Origin of the sequence: Spirillospora sp. NPDC000708 (genome assembly GCF_040299565.1) — a bacterium.
Classification (GTDB): domain Bacteria; phylum Actinomycetota; class Actinomycetes; order Streptosporangiales; family Streptosporangiaceae; genus Spirillospora.
This window is the reverse complement of the sequence record NZ_JBEPCJ010000069.1, coordinates 36,646-57,622: the sequence shown is the minus strand read 5'-3', so window position 1 is coordinate 57,622 and position 20,977 is coordinate 36,646. Positions and strand designations below refer to the sequence as shown.

At 73.9% G+C, this 20,977-nt stretch carries 16 protein-coding genes; 10 read left to right on the top strand and 6 right to left on the bottom strand.

The genetic code is table 11. The annotated features are described in order from the left end of the window. Positions 1 to 131 precede the first annotated feature (131 nt). Together ABT299_RS36800 and ABT299_RS36795 are read right to left on the bottom strand one after the other, a co-directional pair. Positions 132 to 1,916, bottom strand: coding sequence for an NAD+ synthase (locus ABT299_RS36800; RefSeq protein ID WP_500253556.1), 1,785 nt, complete (start codon positions 1,914 to 1,916; stop codon positions 132 to 134). Positions 1,917 to 1,951: 35 nt separating this feature from the next. Next, complete coding sequence (locus tag ABT299_RS36795; protein WP_500253555.1) at positions 1,952 to 3,211, bottom strand: MDR family MFS transporter; 1,260 nt, start codon at positions 3,209 to 3,211, stop codon at positions 1,952 to 1,954. Between the two features lie 89 nt (positions 3,212 to 3,300). Here ABT299_RS36795 and ABT299_RS36790 point away from each other — a divergent pair, with 89 nt between their 5' ends. Beyond that, entirely contained in the window at positions 3,301 to 4,278 is a 978-nt protein-coding gene (locus tag ABT299_RS36790; RefSeq protein WP_190864323.1) for a DUF5937 family protein, read from the top strand. A gap of 22 nt (positions 4,279 to 4,300) precedes the next feature. Here the strand turns inward: ABT299_RS36790 and ABT299_RS36785 are convergent, their stop codons facing one another. Beyond that, complete coding sequence (locus tag ABT299_RS36785) at positions 4,301 to 5,293, bottom strand: terpene synthase family protein (RefSeq protein WP_387028854.1); 993 nt, start codon at positions 5,291 to 5,293, stop codon at positions 4,301 to 4,303. A 183-nt stretch (positions 5,294 to 5,476) separates the two neighbouring features. Here ABT299_RS36785 and ABT299_RS36780 point away from each other — a divergent pair, with 183 nt between their 5' ends. From ABT299_RS36780 to ABT299_RS36760, 5 genes are all read left to right on the top strand, one after another. Then, positions 5,477 to 6,295, top strand: a complete 819-nt coding sequence (locus ABT299_RS36780) for a transporter substrate-binding domain-containing protein (protein WP_387028856.1) — start codon at positions 5,477 to 5,479, stop codon at positions 6,293 to 6,295. After that, positions 6,292 to 7,125 (top strand): amino acid ABC transporter permease, encoded by an 834-nt coding sequence (locus ABT299_RS36775; RefSeq protein WP_500253554.1) that lies wholly within the window; start codon positions 6,292 to 6,294, stop codon positions 7,123 to 7,125. The genes ABT299_RS36780 and ABT299_RS36775 overlap by 4 nt, the downstream gene beginning before the upstream one ends. Then, positions 7,122 to 7,961, top strand: a complete 840-nt coding sequence (locus ABT299_RS36770; RefSeq protein ID WP_500253553.1) for an amino acid ABC transporter ATP-binding protein — start codon at positions 7,122 to 7,124, stop codon at positions 7,959 to 7,961. Before ABT299_RS36775 ends, ABT299_RS36770 begins: the two co-directional genes overlap by 4 nt. Positions 7,962 to 8,041: 80 nt before the next feature. Next, positions 8,042 to 9,403, top strand: coding sequence for a gamma-glutamylpolyamine synthetase GlnA2 (gene glnA2 / locus ABT299_RS36765; protein WP_190864334.1), 1,362 nt, complete (start codon positions 8,042 to 8,044; stop codon positions 9,401 to 9,403). An 18-nt stretch (positions 9,404 to 9,421) separates the two neighbouring features. Then, positions 9,422 to 12,469 (top strand): bifunctional [glutamine synthetase] adenylyltransferase/[glutamine synthetase]-adenylyl-L-tyrosine phosphorylase, encoded by a 3,048-nt coding sequence (locus tag ABT299_RS36760; protein WP_190864336.1) that lies wholly within the window; start codon positions 9,422 to 9,424, stop codon positions 12,467 to 12,469. A gap of 28 nt (positions 12,470 to 12,497) precedes the next feature. Here ABT299_RS36760 and ABT299_RS36755 read toward each other — a convergent pair whose 3' ends face one another. Continuing rightward, positions 12,498 to 13,292, bottom strand: a complete 795-nt coding sequence (locus tag ABT299_RS36755; RefSeq protein WP_347256977.1) for a phosphatase PAP2 family protein — start codon at positions 13,290 to 13,292, stop codon at positions 12,498 to 12,500. Positions 13,293 to 13,741: 449 nt separating this feature from the next. On the opposite strand from ABT299_RS36755, the gene ABT299_RS36750 reads away from it, so the two are divergent. Beyond that, the gene (locus ABT299_RS36750) at positions 13,742 to 15,172 is read left to right on the top strand and encodes an alpha/beta hydrolase (RefSeq protein WP_500253552.1); all 1,431 of its coding nucleotides are present in this window, start codon (positions 13,742 to 13,744) and stop codon (positions 15,170 to 15,172) included. 40 nt (positions 15,173 to 15,212) lie between these two features. Here ABT299_RS36750 and ABT299_RS36745 read toward each other — a convergent pair whose 3' ends face one another. Both ABT299_RS36745 and ABT299_RS36740 read right to left on the bottom strand, forming a co-directional pair. After that, a complete protein-coding gene (locus ABT299_RS36745) occupies positions 15,213 to 15,605 on the bottom strand; it encodes an OsmC family protein (RefSeq protein WP_190864341.1) in 393 nt (130 codons plus the stop codon). 99 nt (positions 15,606 to 15,704) lie between these two features. After that, complete coding sequence (locus ABT299_RS36740; protein ID WP_500253551.1) at positions 15,705 to 17,879, bottom strand: DEAD/DEAH box helicase; 2,175 nt, start codon at positions 17,877 to 17,879, stop codon at positions 15,705 to 15,707. Between the two features lie 65 nt (positions 17,880 to 17,944). Between ABT299_RS36740 and ABT299_RS36735 the strand changes: the two genes are divergently transcribed. From ABT299_RS36735 to ABT299_RS36725, 3 genes are all read left to right on the top strand, one after another. Continuing rightward, a complete protein-coding gene (locus ABT299_RS36735; protein ID WP_500253550.1) occupies positions 17,945 to 19,303 on the top strand; it encodes a carboxypeptidase regulatory-like domain-containing protein in 1,359 nt (452 codons plus the stop codon). Positions 19,304 to 19,338: 35 nt separating this feature from the next. Next, on the top strand, positions 19,339 to 20,574 hold the full coding sequence (locus ABT299_RS36730; RefSeq protein WP_500253549.1) for a helix-turn-helix domain-containing protein: 1,236 nt from the start codon (positions 19,339 to 19,341) through the stop codon (positions 20,572 to 20,574). Positions 20,575 to 20,688: 114 nt separating this feature from the next. Then, positions 20,689 to 20,895 (top strand): hypothetical protein, encoded by a 207-nt coding sequence (locus tag ABT299_RS36725; protein ID WP_500253548.1) that lies wholly within the window; start codon positions 20,689 to 20,691, stop codon positions 20,893 to 20,895. Positions 20,896 to 20,977: the final 82 nt, after the last annotated feature.

Here is a 20,977-nt window from a genome sequence, read left to right as displayed (position 1 = left end):
GCTGCGCGTGGCCCCCGTCGGCCGCGGGCCTGCCCGCCTACCCCCAGCCCGTTTCGCGCGGAGCGCTAGCGGAGCGGGAAACGGCCTGTCGGTCGTGACGGGGGTTCCAGGGGGTCGCCCCCCTGGGAGTATCAGTTCTCTCGCCAGCGGGTGGTGATGGGGAGGCGGCGGTCGCGGCCGAAGTTCTTCGGGGTGATCTTGGGGCCGGGCGGGTACTGGCGGCGCTTGTACTCGGCGAGGTCGACGAGGCGGATGACGCGGTCGACGAGGGCGGGGTCGTGGCCGGCGGCGAGGAGGGCGTCGCGGCCCATGTCGTGCTCGACGTAGTCGGCGAGGAGCGGGTCGAGGACGGAGTAGTCGGGGAGGCTGTCGCTGTCGCGCTGGCCGGGGCGCAGCTCGGCGGACGGCTCCTTGTCGATGATCACCCGCGGGATCGGCTCCTGCGCGAACGGGTGCAGGAACGGCAGGTCGACGCCGGCCTGGGCGTTGCGCCAGCGGGCGAGGTCCCACACGGTGGTCTTGAAGACGTCCTTGATGGGGCCGAAGCCGCCCGCGGAGTCGCCGTAGAGGGTGGAGTAGCCGGTGGCGAGCTCGCTCTTGTTGCCGCCGGTCAGGACGAGGTGGCCGTGCTCGTTGGACAGCCCCATCCAGACGTTCGCGCGGATGCGGGCCTGGAGGTTCTCGGCGGCGAGGCCGTGCAGGTCCAGCTCGGCCTCGAACGCCTCGACCATCCCGGCGATCGGCACGATCCGGGAGCCGATCCCCTGCCGCTTGACGAGGTCCTCGGCGTCGGTGACGGAGCCCTCGGAGGAGTAGCGGCTCGGCAGCAGGACCGCGTGCACGTTCTCCGGGCCGATGGCGTCGGAGGCGATGGTGGCGACGAGGGCGGAGTCGATGCCGCCGGACAGCCCGAGGATGACGGAGCGGAAGCCGTTCTTGCGGACGTAGTCGCGGGTGCCGAGGACCAGTGCGGCGTAGATCTCGGCCAGGGCGTCGAGGGGCTCGGCGACGGTCTGCGGCTCGACGGGGTAGGCGGGCAGCGGGTCGGCGGACAGCGCGAGCCGGTCGATGGTGATGGTCGTGCCGTCGTGGGCGTCGACCGGGGAGCGGCCGGGCTCGGCGGCGGGGTCGGCGGCGGGCAGCGCGAGGTCGGCGACGAGCAGGTGCTCGACGAACTGGGGGGCGCGCGCGAGCAGCGAGCCGTCCGGGCCGACGATGACGGAGTCGCCGTCGAAGACGAGCTCGTCCTGGCCGCCGACCATGTTGACGTAGGCGAGCGTGCAGCCCGCCTCGCGGGCGCGGCTGGCGCACAGGTCGAGGCGGACGTCGTCCTTGTCGCGCTCGTAAGGGGAGGCGTTGAGGACGAGCAGGAGCCCGGCGCCGGCCTCGCCGGTGACGCTGACGGGCCCGCCGTCCTGCCAGAGGTCCTCGCAGATGGCGGTGGCGACGTCGACGCCGTGGACACGGACGACGGGGAGCCGGTCGCCGCGGACGAAGACGCGGTACTCGTCGAACACCCCGTAATTGGGGAGGTGGTGCTTGGCGGACCGGACGGGGACCTCGCCGCCGTGCAGCCAGGCGGCGGCGTTCAGCGGCAGGCCGGACGGCTGCCCGGCGCGGACGAGGCCGACGGGCGGGCGGTCGAGGTGGCCGGTGACGACGGGGAGGTCGCCGAGGCCCTCGTCGGCGAGCCGGGCGGCGACGCGTTCCAGGGCGCGGCGGGACGCCTCGACGAAGGAGCCGCGGAGGGCGAGGTCCTCGACCGGGTATCCGGTGAGCATCATCTCCGGGAACGCGACCAGGTGGGCGCCCGCGGCGGCGGCGCGCGCGGTCCATTCCACGATCAGGTCGGCGTTGCCGCCGAGGTCGCCGACGGTCGGGTTCACCTGCGCGAGCGCGATCCTGAGCTGTGCCACGGGACCAGCCTAGTTCGGCGCCCCTGGTTTCGTCACTATGACGAAAAGGTGGGCTCGATCACCGCGGCGCGGCGCCGCCGGATCGCCGGCGCCAGCGCGAGCTGCCCGGCGGCGGCGGCGAGCGCCAGGCCCGTGCAGCTCAGCCAGAGCAGTGCGGGCCCGCCGGCGCCGAGCAGCTGGGTGCCGCCGAGCGGCGCCAGCAGGAACCCGCCCGACCACGCCATCCCGTACAGGCCGCTGTAGCGGCCGCGCAGGTGCGGCGGCGCGAGATCGGCGACGACGGCCTGCAGCACGGACGCGGCGGTGATCTCGCCGAGCGTCCAGACCAGGATCGTCGCGGTGAAGCCGGGTACCGAGGACGCCAGCGCGGTCAGCCCGTAGCCCGCGCCGACCAGCGTGAACCCGGCCACCATCACCAGGCTGTGGTCGCGCCGGCTCAGCCACGCGTTGACCAGCGGCTGGACGATGATGATCAGCACGCCGTTGGCGGCGATGGCGATGCCGTAGTCCTGCGGCCCGAGCCCCGCCTCCTTCATCGCGAGCGGCATCGTGGTCATGCCCTGCATGAGCACGAACGTGTAGCAGAGCAAGACCGTCGCGTAGCCGACCATGACCCGGTCGCGCAGCACCCGGACGAACCCGCCGGGCCCGTCGTCGCGGCCGGCGCCGCGCACCCGGGTCTCCGGGACGGCGCGCCACACCAGCAGCCCGAACGCGGTGCAGGTGGCGGCGTCGATCCAGAACAGCAGCTGGAAGCCCTCGCGGGCGAGGGTGCCGCCGAGCACCATCGAGAACGCCCAGCCGAGGTTGACCGCCCAGAACAGCAGCCCGAACGCGCGAGGCCGCTCCGCCGGGGAGATGATGTCGGCGACCATCGCCTGGGCCGCGGGCCGGTACATGTCGAGGAGCAGGCCGAGGACGAGCGCCGCCACGATGATCGCCGCGATCCCGTGCGCGTAGCCGAGCGCCAGCATCGCCGCGCCCGTGCCGACGGTCGCGCAGGTCAGCGTCGCGCGCCGGCCGAGCCGGTCGGCGAGCGCGCCGCCCGCGAGCTGCCCGGCGAACGAGCCGGCGCCGAGCACGGCCATCACGGCGCCCGCCTGCCCGAGCGACAGGCCCCGCGCCGTGGTCAGGTACAGGCCGAGGAACGGCTCGACCATCGTGCCGAGCCGGTTGAGCAGGGAGCCCGCCCACAGCACCCAGAACGTCCGGGGGAGGCCGCCGACGCGGGGCCGCAAGAACGCCGCGATGCGGCCCGGCGCGGGACCGACAGGAGTGTCGTCCAATGTGGTCACTTGCACGATGGTCCGCGAACGCCGCGGACCGCGGCATTGATTTAGTCTGGGCTAAATGACCGAGGTCGTGCCGTGATCGGGTTCGCGCCGTGATCGAGTTCGTGTTCGCGCCGGACGACGCCGCCCGCGTCCGGTTCGCGTTCTCGCCGCTGCTGGAGCTGGTGCGCAGCGTGCGGGTGCTCGCCGACCCGTCCGGGCACGCCCTGCACCTGCCGTGGGTGCACGGCGTCCGGCCCCGGCTGCGCGGCCTCGACATGGCGCCGCTGATGGCGGCCGTCCCGGCATGGGGCTACATCCCCGACTTCCTCACGCCGCCGCCGGGGACGCCGCTGCCCGACCTGGACGCCGAGCTGGAGATCGTCCGGAGCACGCCGCCGGAGGTCGTCGCCGCCGAGCTGCGGTGGACCGAGCGCGGCAACCGGGCCGGGCCCGAGCGCCTGGCGATGGCGGCCGAGCCCGAACGCACCCTGGAGACCCTCGTCGGCCTGCTGGAGCGGTACTGGGCCGCGGCCGTCGAGCCGTACTGGCCGCGGCTGCGCGACCTCCTCGAAGGGGACATCCTGCGCCGCGCCCGCGCCCTCGCGGCGCACGGCACCGCCGGGGTGTTCGGCGACCTGCACGACGACGTCTCGTGGCGTTCCGGGACCCTCAGGGTCGACCGGCGGTGGGAGTTCCGCGGCGAGCTGCTGGGCCGCGGCCTGCTGCTGGTCCCGAGCGCGTTCGTGTGGCCGAACGTGTCGGTGATGGTGCCGCCCTACCAGCCGATGCTCAGCTACCCGCCGAACGGCGTCGGGACGCTGTGGGAGACCGGCCGCGACCAGGGAGCGGGCTCGCACGCGCTCGCCGCGCTGATCGGGCGGCGCCGCGCCGAGCTGCTCACCGCGCTCGCCACGCCCGCGTCCACGACGGAGCTGGCCGCGCGGATGGGCGTCACGGCCGGAGCGGTCAGCCAGCACCTCGGCGTCCTCCGCGCGTGCGGCCTGGTCACCGGCCACCGCCTCGGCCGCCGCGTCCTCTACGCCCGCACGCCCTCCGGCGACGCCCTGGCCGCACCCGCCCAGCGTTGACCCGCGGAAGGTCAGCGGAAGGTCAGCGGAGCGAGGCGAGGGCGTCGAGGCGGAGCTGGGCGGGTGCGGCGGACTCGTAGCGGCCGGACTCGGCGAGCCAGTCCATGTGCGCGCGCGGGGTGTCCAGGAGGACCTTGACGACCTGCGCGGCGGCGGCGCGCTGCGCGACCGTCAGCTGCAGCCGGTCGAGCATCTCGGGCAGCCGCCGGGCCGCCTTCCACGCCTGCTCCAGCCGCCCCGCGATCCGTTCGGTGACCACCGTGGCCGCCTGCTCCGGCGTCAGGCGGTGGGCCGCCGCGAGGACGGCGGGCAGGCCGTGCACGTCGCCCCGGGCCGTCTCCATCTCGTACGACGCGAGGTCGTTGGACCAGGCGACGACGTCGGCGACGCTCTCGGCGACCGTCAGCCAGCGGGGCGTGCGCAGCAGCCGCGCGGGCAGCTCGACGCCGAGCACCGGCTCGACGAGGTCGTACAGGAACGGCCCGCAGGCCCGGCGGCGCAGCGCCGGGAACTCCGCCGGCGTCGGGACGTGCCGGATGCGCCGGTTGACGGCCTCCTCCGCGCAGCCGTCGCGGTGCGCCTCCAGCTGCAGGATGAAGCGGCGCCGCCAGTCCCGGCTCATGCCCTTGGACGTGGCCTGCCAGAGCTCGACCAGCGCCGACTCCAGCGGACGGGCGCCGGGCCGGGCGTGGCCGCGCCGCATCGCGCGCAGCAGGTCGTCGTACAGGGCGTGCACGGCGCTGCCGCTGTCGGCGAGCGGCGGATGGTCGAGGGTGTCGTCCAGCGCGAGCGCCCAGGTGAGCCAGCGCGCGAACAGGTCGACGGCGGCCAGCTCCGCGTCCGGGAAGACGCGGGCGGCCAGTCGCTCGCAGCGGGCGCGGCCGAGCGGCGAGGTGTCCGGATCTCCGAGCACCAGGCCGCGGCCGCGCGCCCAGGCCTCCACCTGCGCGCCCAGCTGCCAGGACTCCGGGTGCATGGCCGACGGGGCGGCCAGCGCGGCGGCCCGGTCGCTCATCGAGAGAAGAAGAGAGATGTCCACGACACGGCCCACGTTAATGATCAACGTCCGGCGGAACCATGATCGCAACGTCAATTCTCGGGAAACGCCGGACGCGGAGGGTCAGCGTGGGGTATGCCGGGCGCCCGGCCCGGCATGGCATAGTTCGGTGATCGCGAAGAGCTCGACTCAGGAGGAAACGTGTCCAGACGGACCACACGGTGGGCACTGGGCGCGGGCGTCGCCGCCCTTGCGCTGACCGCTTCGGCGTGCGGCGGCGGCGACGGCGCGACCGTGCAGGGCGTCAAGCTCATCAAGAAGGGCGCGCTGACGTCGTGCACCCACCTGCCCTACCCGCCGTTCCAGGTGGAGCAGGGCGGCAAGGTGGTCGGCTTCGACGTCGACATGATCGACCTCGTCGCCAAGAAGCTGGGCGTGACGCAGAAGGTCGTCGACACCCCGTTCGAGACGATGAAGACGGGCGCGGCGCTCAACGCCGGCAAGTGCGACATCGTCATGGGCGGCATGACGATCAAGCCGGACCGGGTCCAGTTCATGGACGTCTCCGAGCCGTACTTCGACGCCACCCAGTCGCTGATGGCGAAGAAGGGCAGCGGCATCACGAGCCTGGACGACGTCAAGGCCCGCAAGCTGAAGCTCGGCTCGCAGGCGAGCACCACCGGCGAGGACTTCGTCAAGGGCAAGGGCTTCGACCCGTCGTCCTTCGACAACTCCAACGCCGAGCTGGACGGGCTGCGGACCGGCCAGGTGGACGTGATCGTGCAGGACGACCCGGTCGTCAAGGGCTGGCTGAAGGACCCGGCGAACAGCAAGTACGAGATCGTCGCCAACCTCAACACCGGCGAGCAGTACGGGTTCTGGATCCGCAAGAACTACAACAAGAAGCTCGTCGAGCTGACGAACCAGGCGATCGAGCAGGCGAAGCAGGACGGCACCTACAAGAAGATCTACGAGAAGTGGATCGGTCCGATGCCGGCCGCGGCGGGTAAGCCGTCGTGACCGCGGAGCAGGTGACGTCCGTGGCGGCGCCTGGCGGGCTGTCCCGCCGGGCCCGCCGGCGGGCGTCGCTCGGCGGCCAGTACGGGCTGTTCATCGTCGTCGTGGTGCTGGTCGCGTCCCTGGCGAACTGGTCGCAGCTGCACACGAACTTCGCCAACTGGCGGGTCGCCAAGGCCCTGTTCCCGGACATCATCACCGTCGGGCTGCGCAACACCGCCACCTACACCGCGGTCGGGTTCGGCATCGGGCTGGTGCTGGGCCTGGTCATCGCGCTGATGCGGCTGTCGCCGGTGCTGCCCTACCGCTGGTTCGCGACGGCCTACATCGAGATCTTCCGCGGCCTGCCGCTGCTGCTGATCTTCATCTTCGTCGGCGTCGGCGTGCCGCTGGCGTTCCCCGGCACGAACATCCCGGGCGGCGCGGTCGGGCAGGCGGGCCTCGCGCTCGGGCTGGCCGCCGCCGCGTACATGGCCGAGACGATCCGGGCCGGCATCGAGGCCGTCCCGAGGGGGCAGCTGGAGGCGGCGCGCTCGCTCGGCATGTCGCAGGCCCGGGCGATGCGGTCGATCATCCTGCCGCAGGCGTTCCGGATCATCATCCCGCCGCTCACCAACGAGCTGGTGCTGCTGTGCAAGGACTCCTCGCTGGTGCTGTTCCTCGGCATCACACTGGAGCAGCGCGAGCTCACCAAGTTCGGCCGGGACCTCGCCGGCCAGCAGGGCAACACCACGCCGATCATCGTGGCGGGCATCTGCTATCTGATCATCACCATCCCGCTGAGCCTGCTGGCCCGGCGGCTGGAGGCGCGGCAGCGCAGGGAGCAGCGATGACGGTCCTGGACCAGGGCGCGGACGCGCCGGGCGGCACCGGCCGGGCCGTCGAGATCAGCGGGCTGCGCAAGTCGTTCGGCGCGAACGAGGTGCTGCGCGGCATCGACTTCCACGTGGAGCGCGGCGAGGTGGTGTGCGTCATCGGCCCGTCCGGGTCGGGCAAGTCGACGCTGCTGCGCTGCGTGAACCTGCTGGAGGAGCCGACCGCGGGGACGGTCCGGGTCGGCGGCGTGGAGGTCACCGACCCGGACGTCGACATCGACGCCGTGCGCCGCCGGATCGGCATGGTGTTCCAGTCGTTCAACCTGTTCCCGCACCTGACCGCGCTCGGCAACGTCACGATCGCGCAACGCAAGGTGCTCAAGCGGGACAAGGCGGAGGCCGAGCGGATCGCCCGGCGGAACCTGGAGCGGGTCGGGCTCGCCGACAAGGTGGACGCCTACCCCGCCAAGCTGTCCGGCGGGCAGCAGCAGCGCGTGGCGATCGCCCGCGCGCTGGCGATGGGCCCCGAGGTGATGCTGTTCGACGAGCCGACGTCCGCGCTGGACCCCGAGCTCGTCGGCGACGTGCTCGGCGTCATGCGGGGTCTCGCCGAGACCGGGATGACCATGCTCGTCGTCACGCACGAGATGTCGTTCGCCCGCGAGGTCGCCGACCGGGTGGTGTTCATGGACGGCGGCGTGGTCGTCGAGGAGGGCCCGCCGTCCCGGTTGATCGCCGATCCGGAGCACGAGCGGACCCGGGCCTTCCTGTCCCGGGTTCTCGATCCGGCGGCCGCCCGGGTGGAAGGCTCCGTTCCGTCGGATAAGTTCGGGTCTGACGGGGCGAACGCGTAACGTCGCGGTAACAGCGTCCGGGCATACTGCAGGTCGGGCCGGACGAGTCGGCCGGCACCGCGTCACCGAGGGAGAGGGCTTTGGACCGTCAGCAGGAGTTCGTGCTCCGCACGCTGGAGGAGCGGGACATCCGCTTCATCCGGCTGTGGTTCACCGACGTGCTCGGGTTCCTCAAGTCGGTGGCCGTGGCGCCCGCCGAACTGGAGGGCGCCTTCGGCGAGGGGATCGGCTTCGACGGGTCGGCGATCGAGGGCTTCGCCCGCGTGTACGAGGCCGACATGATCGCCAAGCCGGACCCGTCCACGTTCCAGGTGCTGCCGTGGCGCTCGGAGTCGCCCGGCGTCGGCCGGATGTTCTGCGACATCCTGATGCCGGACGGCACGCCGAGCTTCGCCGACCCGCGGTACGTGCTCAAGCGGGCGCTGGCCCGCGCCGCCGACCTCGGGTTCACCTTCTACACCCACCCCGAGATCGAGTTCTTCCTGCTCAACGACAAGCCGGAGGACGGCCGCGAACCCGACCCGGCGGACGCGGGCGGGTACTTCGACCACACCCCGCACAGCGCGGCGCACGACTTCCGGCGCAACGCGATCATGATGCTGGAGTCCATGGGCATCTCGGTGGAGTTCAGCCACCACGAGGGCGCCCCCGGCCAGCAGGAGATCGACCTGCGGTACGCCGACGCGCTCACCACCGCCGACAACATCATGACGTTCCGGCTGGTGATGAAGGAGGTCGCGCTCGACCAGGGCGTGCACGCCACGTTCATGCCGAAGCCGTTCACCGAGCACCCGGGCTCCGGCATGCACACCCACATGTCGCTGTTCGAGGGCGACCGCAACGCGTTCTACGAGCCCGGCGCGGAGTTCAAGCTCTCCAAGGTCGGCCGCGCGTTCATCGCGGGCCTGCTGCGGCACTCCGCCGAGATCACCGCGGTCTGCAACCAGTGGGTGAACTCCTACAAGCGGCTGTGGGGCAACGTCGGCTCCGCGGCGGGCGCCGGGGGAGAGGCCCCGTCCTACATCTGCTGGGGCCACAACAACCGGTCGGCGCTCGTCCGCGTGCCGATGTACAAGCCGCACAAGGGCCACTCGACCCGCATCGAGTTCCGGTCGCTGGACACCGCCGCCAACCCCTACCTGGCGTTCGCGGCGATCCTCGGCGCCGGCCTCAAGGGCATCGAGGAGGGCTACGAGCTGCCGCAGGGCGCCGAGGACGACGTCTGGGCGCTCACCCCGGCCGAGCGGCGCGCGCTCGGCATCGAGCCGCTGCCGCAGAACCTGGACGAGGCCGTCCGCGCGATGGAGCGCAGCGAGCTGATGGCGGACGTCCTCGGCGAGCACGTGTTCGACTTCTTCCTGCGCAACAAGCGCCAGGAATGGGAGGACTACCGGCGACAAGTCACCGAGTTCGAGCGCAAGAGGCTGCTGGCGGTGCTCTGACCGGAATACGGTTGGAACGTGAGCGAGCCGTGGACCACCGACCGTCGCCGTCCCTCTCTCGCCGGCCGGCTCGCGCGGCTCGGGTTCACCGACGCCGGGCGGGCCGAGCGGCTGCTGCTGGAGGCCGAGCGGGACGCCGGGGCGGGGATCGGTGACGATCTCCTCGACGCCCTCGGCGGCACCGCCGACCCCGATCTCGCGCTGAACGGGCTGCTGCGCGTGCTCGCGTCGGCGGACGAGCGCGGCGCCGGCGCGGACCTGCGCGCCGCGCTGCGCGCCGAGCCGGGCACCCGGGAGCGGGTCGCCGCCGTCCTCGGGGTCAGCGACGCCCTCGGCGACCACCTCGTCCGGCATCCCGAGCACTGGCGGGTCCTGCGCGACGACGGCGCGCCCGGCGAGCCGGAGCGCCCGTCCGCGGGCGCGCTGCGCACGGCGCTGCTGGAGGCGGTGGGCGCCGACCCGGCCGCCGAGGCCCCGGTGGCGTCCGGCGCGGGCCCCGAGACGCTCGTCGCGCTGCGCGCCGCGTACCGGGCGCGGCTGCTGTCGCTGGCGGGCCGCGACCTGATCGGCGTCGCGGACGTCGCCGAGGTCGCCGCCGAGCTGGCCGACCTCGCCGCCGCCGCGCTGGAGGCGGGCCTGGCGGTCGCCCGCGCCGAGGTCGGCGGGCACGCCGCCTGCCGGCTCGCGGTGATCGGCATGGGCAAGTGCGGCGGCCGCGAGCTCAACTACGTCAGCGACGTCGACGTGATCTTCGTGGCGGAGGCGTGCGAGGGCGAGGACGAGGACGCCGCGCTGCGCACCGCGACCCGGCTGGCCTCGGCGATGATGCGGGCCTGCTCGGCCTCGACGGAGGAGGGCGCCCTCTGGGACGTGGACGCGGCGCTGCGGCCCGAGGGCAAGGCCGGCCCGCTGGTGCGGACCCTCGCCAGCCACCGCGCCTACTACGAGCGGTGGGCCAAGACCTGGGAGTTCCAGGCGCTGCTGAAGGCCCGTCCCGTCGCCGGGGACGCGGGGCTCGGCGCCCGCTACATGGAGGCGATCACCCCGATCGTCTGGCAGGCCGCCGAGGGCGAGGGCTTCGTCCAGGACGTCCAGGACATGCGGCGCCGCGTCGAGAAGGACCTGGACCGCCGCAGCGGCGACTCCGAGCGGCAGCTCAAGCTCGGCCCCGGCGGGCTGCGCGACGTCGAGTTCGCGGTGCAGCTGCTGCAGCTCGTGCACGGCCGCGCCGACGACACGCTGCGCAGCCCGAACACCCTGGACGCGCTCGCCGAGCTGTCCCAGGGCGGCTACGTCGGGCGCGACGACGCGGCGGCGCTGACCTCCGCGTACCGGTTCCTGCGGCGCGTCGAGCACCTGATCCAGCTGCACCACCTGCGCCGCACCCACCTCGTCCCCGACGACGACGCGGACCTGCGGCGGCTGGGCCGCGCCCTCGGCCTGCGCACCGACCCGGTCGGCGAGTTCACCGCGCTGTGGCGGCGGCACGCCCGCGAGGTCCGCCGCATCCACGAGAAGCTGTTCTACCGGCCGCTGCTGCGCGCCGTCGCGCGGCTCCCCGGAGAGGAGGCCCGGCTCACCCCCGAGGCCGCCCGGACGCGGCTGGAGGCGCTCGGCTACGCCGACCCCGCGGGCGCGCTCCGGCACATCGAGGCGCTCACCTCGGGCGTGTCGCGCCGCGCCGCGATCCAGCGGACGCTGCTGCCGGTGATGCTCGGCTGGTTCGCCGACGCCCCCGACCCGGACGCCGGGCTGCTGGGGTTCCGGCAGGTCAGCGACGCGCTCGGCACCACCCCCTGGTACCTGCGGCTGCTGCGCGACGAGGTGACGGTCGCCGAGCGGATGGCGTGGGTGCTCGGGTCCAGCCGGTACGCCACCGACCTGCTGCTGCGCGCCCCGGAGGCGGTGGCGCTGCTCGGCACCACCGACGGGCTGGCGCCCCGGCCCCTCGAGGCGCTGCGGGCCGAGATGCTCGCCGCGGTCCGCCGGCACGCCGAGGGCGGCGGGCCCGCGGAGGAGGCGGTCGCGGTCGTGCGGGGGCTGCGCCGCCGCGAGCTGTTCCGCGTGTCGGTCGCCGACCTGCTCGGCCTCGCCGAGGTGGAGGCGGTCGGCGAGGCCCTCACCGACATCGCCGCCGTCACGGTCGAGGCCGCGCTGCGGGCCGCCGTCAGCAAGATCGAGATGGAGGCGCGCGAGCCCCTGCCGACCCGGATGGCGGTGGTCGCGATGGGCCGGTTCGGCGGCCACGAGCTCGGCTACGGCAGCGACGCCGACGTCATGTTCGTGCACGACCCGTGCCCCGGCGCCGACGAGCGGGCCGCCGGCCGCGCCGCGCACGCCGTCGCCGAGGAGCTGCGCCGGCTGCTCGCGCTGCCCGCGCCCGACCCGCCGCTGGAGATCGACCCGAACCTGCGCCCGGAGGGACGGCAGGGGCCGCTCGTCCGCACCCTCGCCTCGTACGAGGCGTACTACCGGCGCTGGTCGCAGCCGTGGGAGGCGCAGGCGCTGCTGCGCGCCGACCCCGTCATCGGCGACCCGGGGCTGTGCGAGCGGTTCCGCGCGCTGATCGACCCGATCCGCTGGCCGGAGGACGGCGTCGGCGACGACGCGCTGCGGCAGATCAGGAGGCTGAAGGCGCGGATGGAGTCCGAGCGGCTGCCGCGCGGCGTCGACCGGCGGCTGCACATCAAGCTCGGGCCGGGCGGCCTGTCGGACGTGGAGTGGGTGGCGCAGCTGCTGCAGATGCGGCATGCCCACGACGTCCCGGCGCTGCGCACCACCCGGACCCTCGCGGCGCTGGAGGCGGCGGCGGAGGCCGGGCTGCTCGACCCCGGCGACGCGGAGGTGCTGACGGACGCGTGGTGCCTGGCGACCCGGATCCGCGGCTCGCTCATGCTGGTGCGGGGGCGGGCGTCGGACCTGCTGCCCACCGACCACCACCGGGAGCGCACGGCCGTCACCCGCGTCCTCGGCTACCCGGGGACGGGCGACATGCTGGAGGACTACCGCCGGCACGCCCGCCGCGCCCGCGCCGTGGTGGACCGGGTCTTCTACGGCGCGGAGTGACCGGCGCCCGGCGCCCGGCGGGGGCGGGTCAGCAGCGGGAGCCGGCGGCGGAGTCGGCGCGGCGGGCGCCGTGCGGGTGCCGGATCCGCTGGACGGCCCGGTCCCGCAGGTCGATGACCGGTTGCGGGCAGCGGGTGTAGGCGAGCCAGGCGATCCCGAGCGACCCGCCGATCAGCGCCATCCCGACCACGGCGTCCAGCACGTAGTGGTTGGCGGTCGACAGGATCACGAACACGGTGGTGGCCGGGTAGATCACCCCGAGGACCTTCGCCCAGCGCTGCGAGACGAACTTGACCAGCACGAACCCGCACCACAGCGCCCAGCCGGCGTGCATCGACGGCATCGCCGCGTACTGGTTGGTGAGGCTGCCGGACGCGTCGCTGGAGTACAGCCCGAAGGAGTGCAGCGCGGTCACCGGGTCGACGAACCCGACGCTGTCCAGGAACCGCGGCGGCGCGAGGGGGTAGAGCCAGAAGCCGATCAGCGCGAGCGCGGTCGCCGCCATGATCCCGGTGCGCAGCCAGCGGTACTCCCGCGGCCGGTACCGGTACAGCCAGACGACGACCAGCGCCGTCAGGATGAAGTGCATGGTGGCGTAGAACATGTTGGCGGTGCGGGCCAGCCACGGCACGTTGATCAGCGTCTTGTTCAGGCCCAGCTCCACGTCCAGGCCCAGCAGCTTCTCCGCGTGCAGGATCTGGTAGGCGTGCGCGAACGCCGCGCCGGTGCCGTCCTGAACCAGGACGATACGCGTGAGCGTATAGCCCGTGTAGAAGAGCACGAGCAGGAGCAGCTCGCGCCACACCGGCGGCGCCGTGAGCACCCTGGGCCGCCTCGTCGCGGCGCTGCGTCGCGGCTCACCGCGGCCGGCGCCGGACCGGCCTTGGTGCGCTGCTGGGGGGGCGGAATGAGCCATGTTACCTATCTTCGCCTCGCGGCCCCCATTTGAGATCACCGCCGCGAATGGTCTTCGTCTCAGACCTGAGTAGTACGACCCTGACGCGGCATCCGGACTTTCGGGGGAGGGGCCCCGGGGGAGCCGGGGTCCTGCCTCCGTTCGGAGCCTGTGAACTTGATCAGGAATCAGCATAGGAGGCCATGGGTAGATCACGTTCGGCCCCCCACGAACGAGCAGGGGGACGAATGACCTTGATCGGGTCCATACCCGGCATTGCGACGGCAAGCACGGCGACGCTGGCCGCTTTCGGACTGATCTCATGCTCCGGGTGGACGGACCGCCCGGGCCGGGCGGCGGCCTTCCGGGCCGCCGCCGTGACGGACGGCACCGTCCCGAAGCCGGCGTGGAAGCGCTGCACCGGCCTGCCCGCCTCCGAGTCCGGCGCCTCGCAGTCCCGGTACCGGTGCGCGACCCTGAAAGTCCCCCTGGACCGCGCCGCCCCCTCCTCGGGGACGATCGACCTCGCGCTGCTGAAGATCCCGGCGACGGGCCCCGGCCGCCGGATCGGCTCGCTGCTGTTCAACTTCGGCGGCCCCGGCGGCGACGGCGTCGACACCCTCGCGCAGGCCGCGTCCGAGTACGCGACCCTCAACGCCCGCTACGACCTGATCGGCTTCGACCCGCGCGGCGTCGGCCGCAGCGCCCCGGTCACCTGCGTGGACGACCGGACCATGGACCAGATCACCGCCGAGGACGACACCCCCGACACCTCCGCCGAGGAGGCCGCCTACCTGGCGCGGCGCGCGTCCTACGCCAAGGCGTGCCAGGCCGCGTCGGGACGGCTGCTGCCCCACGTCGGGACGCTCGACGCCGCCCGCGACCTGGACGCGATCCGCGCCGCCGTCGGCGACCCGAAGCTGAACTACTTCGGGATCTCCTACGGCACGTGGCTCGGCGGCAACTACGCGCACCAGTTCGCCGGCAACGTCGGGCGCGCCGTGCTGGACGGGGCCGTCGACACGAGGCTGACCACCGCGGAGCTCGGCCTCCAGCAGGCCGCCGGGTTCCAGCACGCCCTGGTCGACTTCGGCGCGGCGTGCGCCCGGCTCGGCCCGAAGGCGTGCCCGCTCGGCGGCGACGGCGCGTCCGTCGCGGCGGCCACCGAGAAGATCCTCGCCGGGCTCGACCGCAAACCGCTCAAGACGTCCGGGGGCCGCGTGCTCACGCAGAGCCTCGGCGACACGGGCGCGGCGGCGGCCCTCTACAGCAAGCAGGCGTGGCCGTACCTCGCGCAGGGCCTCGTGGACGCCGTCAAGCGCCACGACGGGACGCTCCTGCTGATGCTCGCCGACCTGCAGAACGGCCGGAAGCCCAACGGCGCCTACGACAACCTCACGGCCGCCAACACCGCGATCACCTGCGCGGACGGCGCCGACCGCTACACCGTCGCGGACGTCCGCCGGCTGATGCCGCGGTTCCGCGAGGCGTCACCGGTGTTCGGGCCGTCGATGGCGTGGGGCCTGCTGCAGTGCACCGGGTGGCCCGTGAAGGGCGACGACGCCGCGCGCGAGGTGTCCGCGCCGACCGCCGCGCCGATCCTGGTCGTCGGCAACACCGGCGACCCCGCCACCCCGTACGCGTGGGCGTCCGCGCTGGTGGCGTCGCTCGGCGGCGGCGCCGCGCTCCTCACCCTCAAGGGGGAGGGGCACGGCGCGTACGACTCCGGCGACGCCTGCGTCCGCCGCGTCGTGGACTCCTACCTGCTGGACGGGCTGCTCCCGGCGAAGGGCGCGACGTGTGAGTGACCCGGCGCCGGCCGGCCCGCCGTCCACGACGGGCCCGGGGTCAGACGATCTGGTCGACCTTCATCGGCTCCTTCAGCGCGTTCCCGACGGTGCAGTACCGCTCGTGGACGCGCTTGGCGACCGCCTTGAGGACGTCCTCGGCCTTGTCGTCGCCCTCGGGCAGCTCGACGTCGTAGGTGACCGTGATGGTGCCGAGCCTGCTGGTCTCGACCTTCTCCGCCTGGACGGTCGCGGCGAGCCGCGCCATCCGGTGCCCGCGCTGCGCCGTCAGCGGCTCCACGGTCACCAGCTCGCAGCCGCCGAGCGCCGCCAGCAGCAGCTCGACCGGCGTGAACGCGCCCTCGGTGTCCCCGTCCCCGATGGCGACGCGGGCGCCCCGCCCGTTGACGGCCTGGAAACCGTCCTCGGTGCGCTCCACCCTGACCTCGGCCATGTCATCCCCTCCGATCGTCGGCGGCCCGAACCGGGCCCGCCTGCCCGAACGCGCCGGACACGGTGCTTCTTCCCGCCGGCGCGGCGCCGCGCCGCGCGCTCACGGCGCGGTGCCGAGCCGCTCCTGCTCCTCCTGGACGATCTGCCGCGCGAGGGCCTGCTCGGACAGGTCGACCGCGTCCGGCGTGCGCTCCGCGAGATCGCTGCGGCGCGCGTACTCGTCGAACAACCGGGCCTTGCCCCGCAGGATCCGCAGCATTCGCTCGTCCACTCCGTGCGGGGTGAGCAGCCGGTGGACCTGGACGGTCCGGGCCTGCCCCATGCGGTGCGCGCGGGCGATCGCCTGCTCCTCCATGGTCGGTTTCACCTGCGGCTCGCAGATGATCACGACCGAGGCGGCCTGAAGGTTCAGCCCCACGCCGCCCGCCTGGATCTGCGCCAGCAGCACCGCGTGCCCCGGCTCGGCCGTGAAGTCGTCCACGAGCTGCTGCCGCCGCGCCGCCGGCATCGACCCGGAGATCGGCCCGCGCGCCGCCGGGCCCACCACGAGCTCCACGGCCGCCAGCACGTCCCGGAAGTAGGAGAACACCACGACCTTCAGCCCGTTGCGGTCCGCCTCGTCGACCAGCTCGGTGAGCCGCGCCAGCTTCGCCGACCGCTTCGGGTCGGCGTACGCGGCGCGCCGCATCGCCATGAAGTTGCCGTCCGCGACGGCCTGCCGGTAGGCGACCTCGTCCGCCGGGCTGAACTCCTCCCACTCCTCGATCTCCTGCACCTCGGGCAGCTCGACCAGCACGTCCCGCTGGTTGCGGCGCAGGTACGCGGGCGCGACGGCCCGCCGGAACGCCCGCGGCCCCACCGCCGCGTCGCTCGGCCTGATCGACGGGACGAGGTCGGGCCGCAGGTGCCCGACCAGGCTGCGGAACTCCTCGACGCGGTTCTCCATCGGCGTGCCGGTGAGGAACAGCACCCGCTCGACCCGCGCGCACCACGCGGCCACCGCCTTCGCGCGCCGCGTCTCCGGGTTCTTGGCGTAGTGCGCCTCGTCCACCACGACCATCGCGACGGGCACCTCGTCCGGGACGTCCAGCGCGTGCAGCGTGTCGAGGGTGGTCACCGCGATGCCGCCCGCGTCCGCCCACTCCGCCAGCGCCGCCGCCCGGCCGGGACCGTGCAGGGGGCGCGCCGCCAGCCGGCTGCGGTCCTCGATCTCCCGCACCCAGTTGATCATCACGCTGGCCGGGCACGCCACCAGGAAGTGCGTCGCGCCCTCCGCGCGCAGATGCGCGATCGCCGCGATCGCCTGGACCGTCTTACCGAGGCCCATCTCGTCGCCGAGGATCACCCGGCGCTGGACGAGCGCGAAGCGCGCCCCGAACGACTGGTAGCCGCGCAGCGACACCCGCCGGTACGTCTCGTCGAGCGGCTGCGCCTTGACCCGTGCGGCCAGGTCGTCCGGCAGGTACCCCTCCGCCGCGGCCCGCTCCGGCCCCACGGCGGCCAGCTCCGCCAGCAGCGTCTGGTAGTCCGACCCGCGCAGCTCGTAGTCGATCCACGCCTCGCCGGCGGACGCGCCCGGACGCAGCAGGTCCACCGACGCCTGCGAGATCAGCAGGCGCTCCTCGCGGGCGTGCTCCACCGCGTCCGCCAGCTCCGCGAGCGCGCGGCGGGCGCGTTCCCGGCGCGCCGGAAGCGCGACGACGCGCCGCCACCACGACGCCGCGGGCCGCGCGTCGTGCGCCAGCGGGCTCAGCCGCTCCGCCAGCTCGTCGGCCGCCTTGCGGGCGCGCCGCAGCTCGGGACCCGCGTTCACGAGCCGGTGCAGCGCCACGACCAGCGCGGTCGTCGCCGGATCCCGCCGCCCGGCGTCGATCCGGATCCCCGCCGCGCGCTCCGCCGCCTCCGCCAGGCTGCGCGCCGCGGCCTGGATCTGCGCCGCCGTCTGGGGCCCGACGCCCGGCACCAGCTGGAGCCGGTACGGCGTCGCGTCCAGCACGTCCAAGACGGTCGTCAGCCCGGCCTGCTCCAGCGGCGCCAGCCGCAGCCGCCCGTCCGTCACGTCCTTCAGCCGCGCGACCGGGATCTCCGCCAGCTGACCGCGCGCCGCGTCCGCGCGCAGCGGCCCCAGCGCCTCGTGCACCGCGCCGACCGCGCGCCGGTGATCGGCGACCAGGGCATGGGCGGCGTCCAGCAGAGCCAGCCCGCTCCGCAGGACCTCCTTGGGGTCGCCCGCCATCCCGCCCGCCGCTCCCTCCGCCGCGATCTCCCGGCACATGATGCCAGCGCCGCGCCCGTGCTCCACGCGCGTGCCGCCCGATCCGTCCAGAAAGGTCCCCGCGCGTGACCGACGAGTCCGAGGACGAGCCGACCCTGCTGACGTCGCTCGCCGGAAGCCTGTGGTTCCCGCTGCTGTTCTTCTTCGGCTTCCTGATCTGCTACATGCTGCCGTTCCACTCGCCGGAGCCGCACGACGTGCGGGTCGCGGTGTCCCCGCCGGCGGTCGCGGGACGGCTCGGACCCGCGCTCGACCGGAAGGCGCCCGGCGCGTTCGAGATCATCCCCGTCGGGGACGCGTCGGACGCCCGCAAGAAGATCCTCAGCCGCCAGGTCGTCGCCGCCTACAGCGTCGAAGGCCCCGCCCAGGCCACCCTCTTCATCGCCAAGGCCGACGGCACCTTCCTCGAACAGGCCGCCACCAGCACCTTCACCAGTGTCGCGAAACAAGGCGGGCAGACCATCCGGACCGTCGAACTCGTCCCCACCGCCAGGGGCGACGTCACCGGCACCGGCCTGTTCTACCTGTCCATGGCCTGGAACATCGCGCCCTACATCGCCGTCATGATGCTGATGCGCGCCGTCACCCTCAGCCGCCGCGTCAAGGTCCTCACCCTCGCCGTCATGGGCGCGTTCATGGCCGTGGTCGGGTTCTACGTCGCGCTCGCCATGGACGTCGTCCCCAACGACCCGGTCGCCATCGCCTACGGCTTCCTGATCACGCAGGCGGTCGCCCAGTTCACCTACGGCCTCGTCCCGTTCGTCCGGCAGTTCATCCCGGGCGTCGCGATCACCCTGTTCGTGCTGCTGTCGATCCCGTCCAGCGGCGGCGCCATCCCGTACCAGCTCGTACCCGGCTTCTTCCGCGCGCTGCATCCCGTCATGCCGCTCGGCAACCTCCTGGACGCCCTGCACGGCGTCTTCTACTTCGACTACGAGGGGCTGCTGCGGCCCACCCTCGTCCTGTGCGGCTGGGCCGCCGCCGGCTTCGCCCTGGTCGGCGTCGGCGCCTACGTCCAGCACCGCAAGGGCGCGGAGGCCGAGGCCGGCGCCGCCGCCGAAGAGGAGCTGGTCGAGGACCCCACCTTCGAGGCCCCCGCCCCGCACGCCGTCAGCCCCGCGCACCACGAGCACTTCGGCGAGGTGGTCCCCGGCCTCGTCGGAACCGTCCGCACCGCCTCCGGCGACCCCGTCGCCGACGCCCTGGTCACCGTCCTCGCCACCGGCGGCCGCCAGCTCATGCGCACCCGCACCGACGACGAGGGCCGCTACGCCGCCGCCGGCCTCCCGGAGGACTTCGTCACCGTCCTGCTCCTCGCCCGGGGGCACACGCCCGCCGTGGCCCGCGTCCTGCTCACCACCGGCCGCACCCACCGCCAGGACTTCGTCCTGGAGACCGCCGTCCACGGCGCCCACCCCGCCTAACCTGGACCCCAAGACCCCTCGAAAGGCGGCGGGACATGGACGAACGAGGCATCGATCCGGCCGACCCCGACCTGACCGTCGGGCAACGCATCCGCTACTTCCGGGAACGGCGCGGGATGTCCCGCGAGGTGCTCGGCGGCCTCATCGGCAGGAACGGCCGGTGGGTCAAAGCCGTGGAGCGCGGCGAGATCGGCGAGCCCAAGCTCCCCACGCTGCTGAGCCTCGCCGAGGCCCTGAAGCTGCGGGACGTCGCGCGCCTCACCGGCGGCGGCCCGATGCCCACGAGGATGTTCCGGGGACCCGGGCACCCGGCGCTCGGGGCCGTCCGCGACGCGATCAACGCCGTCGCCGTCTCGATGACCGACCCGCCCCCGCCGCTCTCCCACCTCCAGTCCCGGCTGGACGCGGCGTGGCGCGCCCGGCACGCCGCACCCGACCACCGCACCGTGCTCGGCGCCCTGCTGCCGGACCTGATCCGGGACGCCAAGCGCGCCGTCCGGACCTACGAGGGCGCGCAGCGGCGCCGCGCCCTGTCGCTGCTCGCGCAGATCTACAACCTCGCCCAGTTCTTCCTCGCCTACCAGCCGTCCGCCGACCTCCTCTGGCGCGTCGTCGAGCGCAGCATCATGGCGGCCGAGGAGTCCGAGGACCCGAAGGCGTTCGGTGGCGCCGTGTGGCTCGCCGCCCAGGCGCACCGGGACGCCTGCGACTTCGACGCGGCCGAGGCGGTCAACCGCGAGGGCCTCGATTGGCTGCGGCCCCGCATCACGGACGACGACGTCCCCCTGCGGGCCACATGGGGCGCCCTCCACCACGAGGTCGCCTACACCGCCGCGCGCGCAGGGCAGGCCGGCACCGCTTGGCGCTGGTGGGACGAGGCCGACCGCATCGCCCGGTCGCTGCCACCCGCGCACTATGACCCGATGACGTCGTTCTCGCAGGTCATCATGGGTGCGCACGCCGTGACGATCGCCGTCGAACTCCGCCAGGCCGGCGAGGCGCGCAGGCACGCGGGCCGCGCGGCCCGCGCCACCATCCCCTCGCGGCCCCGCCGCGGCCGCCACCTGGTCGAGGTAGCGCGTGCGTGGCGGTCGACCGGCGACGCGGGGGCGACGCTCGCCGCCCTCGACGATGCCCACACCACCGCGCCCGAGACCGTCCGCTACAACGGCTACGCCCGCCGCATGACCGTCGAGCTCGCCTCAGAAGGCCCGGCCGACGTGCGGCGCGGCGCCCGCGACCTCGCCAACCGCATCGGTCTTCTTGTCTGAACCAGGGGACAGAAACCCTGTCCACTCCGCGTCCGCCTCTTGTGCACTCTGCGTCACATGGCGAACACACAACACCATCGCAGGGTCTGTGAACTCTTCACGTGGGACGTTTTCGTGGACGGTGGGGCGGGCGGTGTCACCGACGACCGTGAGGCGGCGCGGCGGCACGTTCGGGAGGGGCTGGCCGAGGCGCCGCCGGGTACGTGGGGACGCGTGCGCCGGGTGGCGCTGTGCCCGCTCGGCCGGGCCGTCTACGTGGACCTCGGCCCGGTCGCCGAGGCGTGCCGCGACTCCGACACCGTCACCTGGCACGACGCATGACCGGCCAGGACGCGGGGCACCTGGACAGGCTGGCCGCGGCCTTGGCGCGGGCGGGGGCGGCGGACGGGTGGTCCTAGGGCCC

Coding starts and splice junctions, on each gene's coding strand:
- ABT299_RS36770 (WP_500253553.1), top strand. CDS start 7,122: ATGACGGTCCTGGACCAGGGCGCGGACGCGCCGGGCGGCACCGGCCGG.
- ABT299_RS36745 (WP_190864341.1), bottom strand. CDS start 15,605: ATGGCCGAGGTCAGGGTGGAGCGCACCGAGGACGGTTTCCAGGCCGTC.
- ABT299_RS36740 (WP_500253551.1), bottom strand. CDS start 17,879: ATGTGCCGGGAGATCGCGGCGGAGGGAGCGGCGGGCGGGATGGCGGGC.
- ABT299_RS36785 (WP_387028854.1), bottom strand. CDS start 5,293: ATGAGCGACCGGGCCGCCGCGCTGGCCGCCCCGTCGGCCATGCACCCG.
- ABT299_RS36730 (WP_500253549.1), top strand. CDS start 19,339: ATGGACGAACGAGGCATCGATCCGGCCGACCCCGACCTGACCGTCGGG.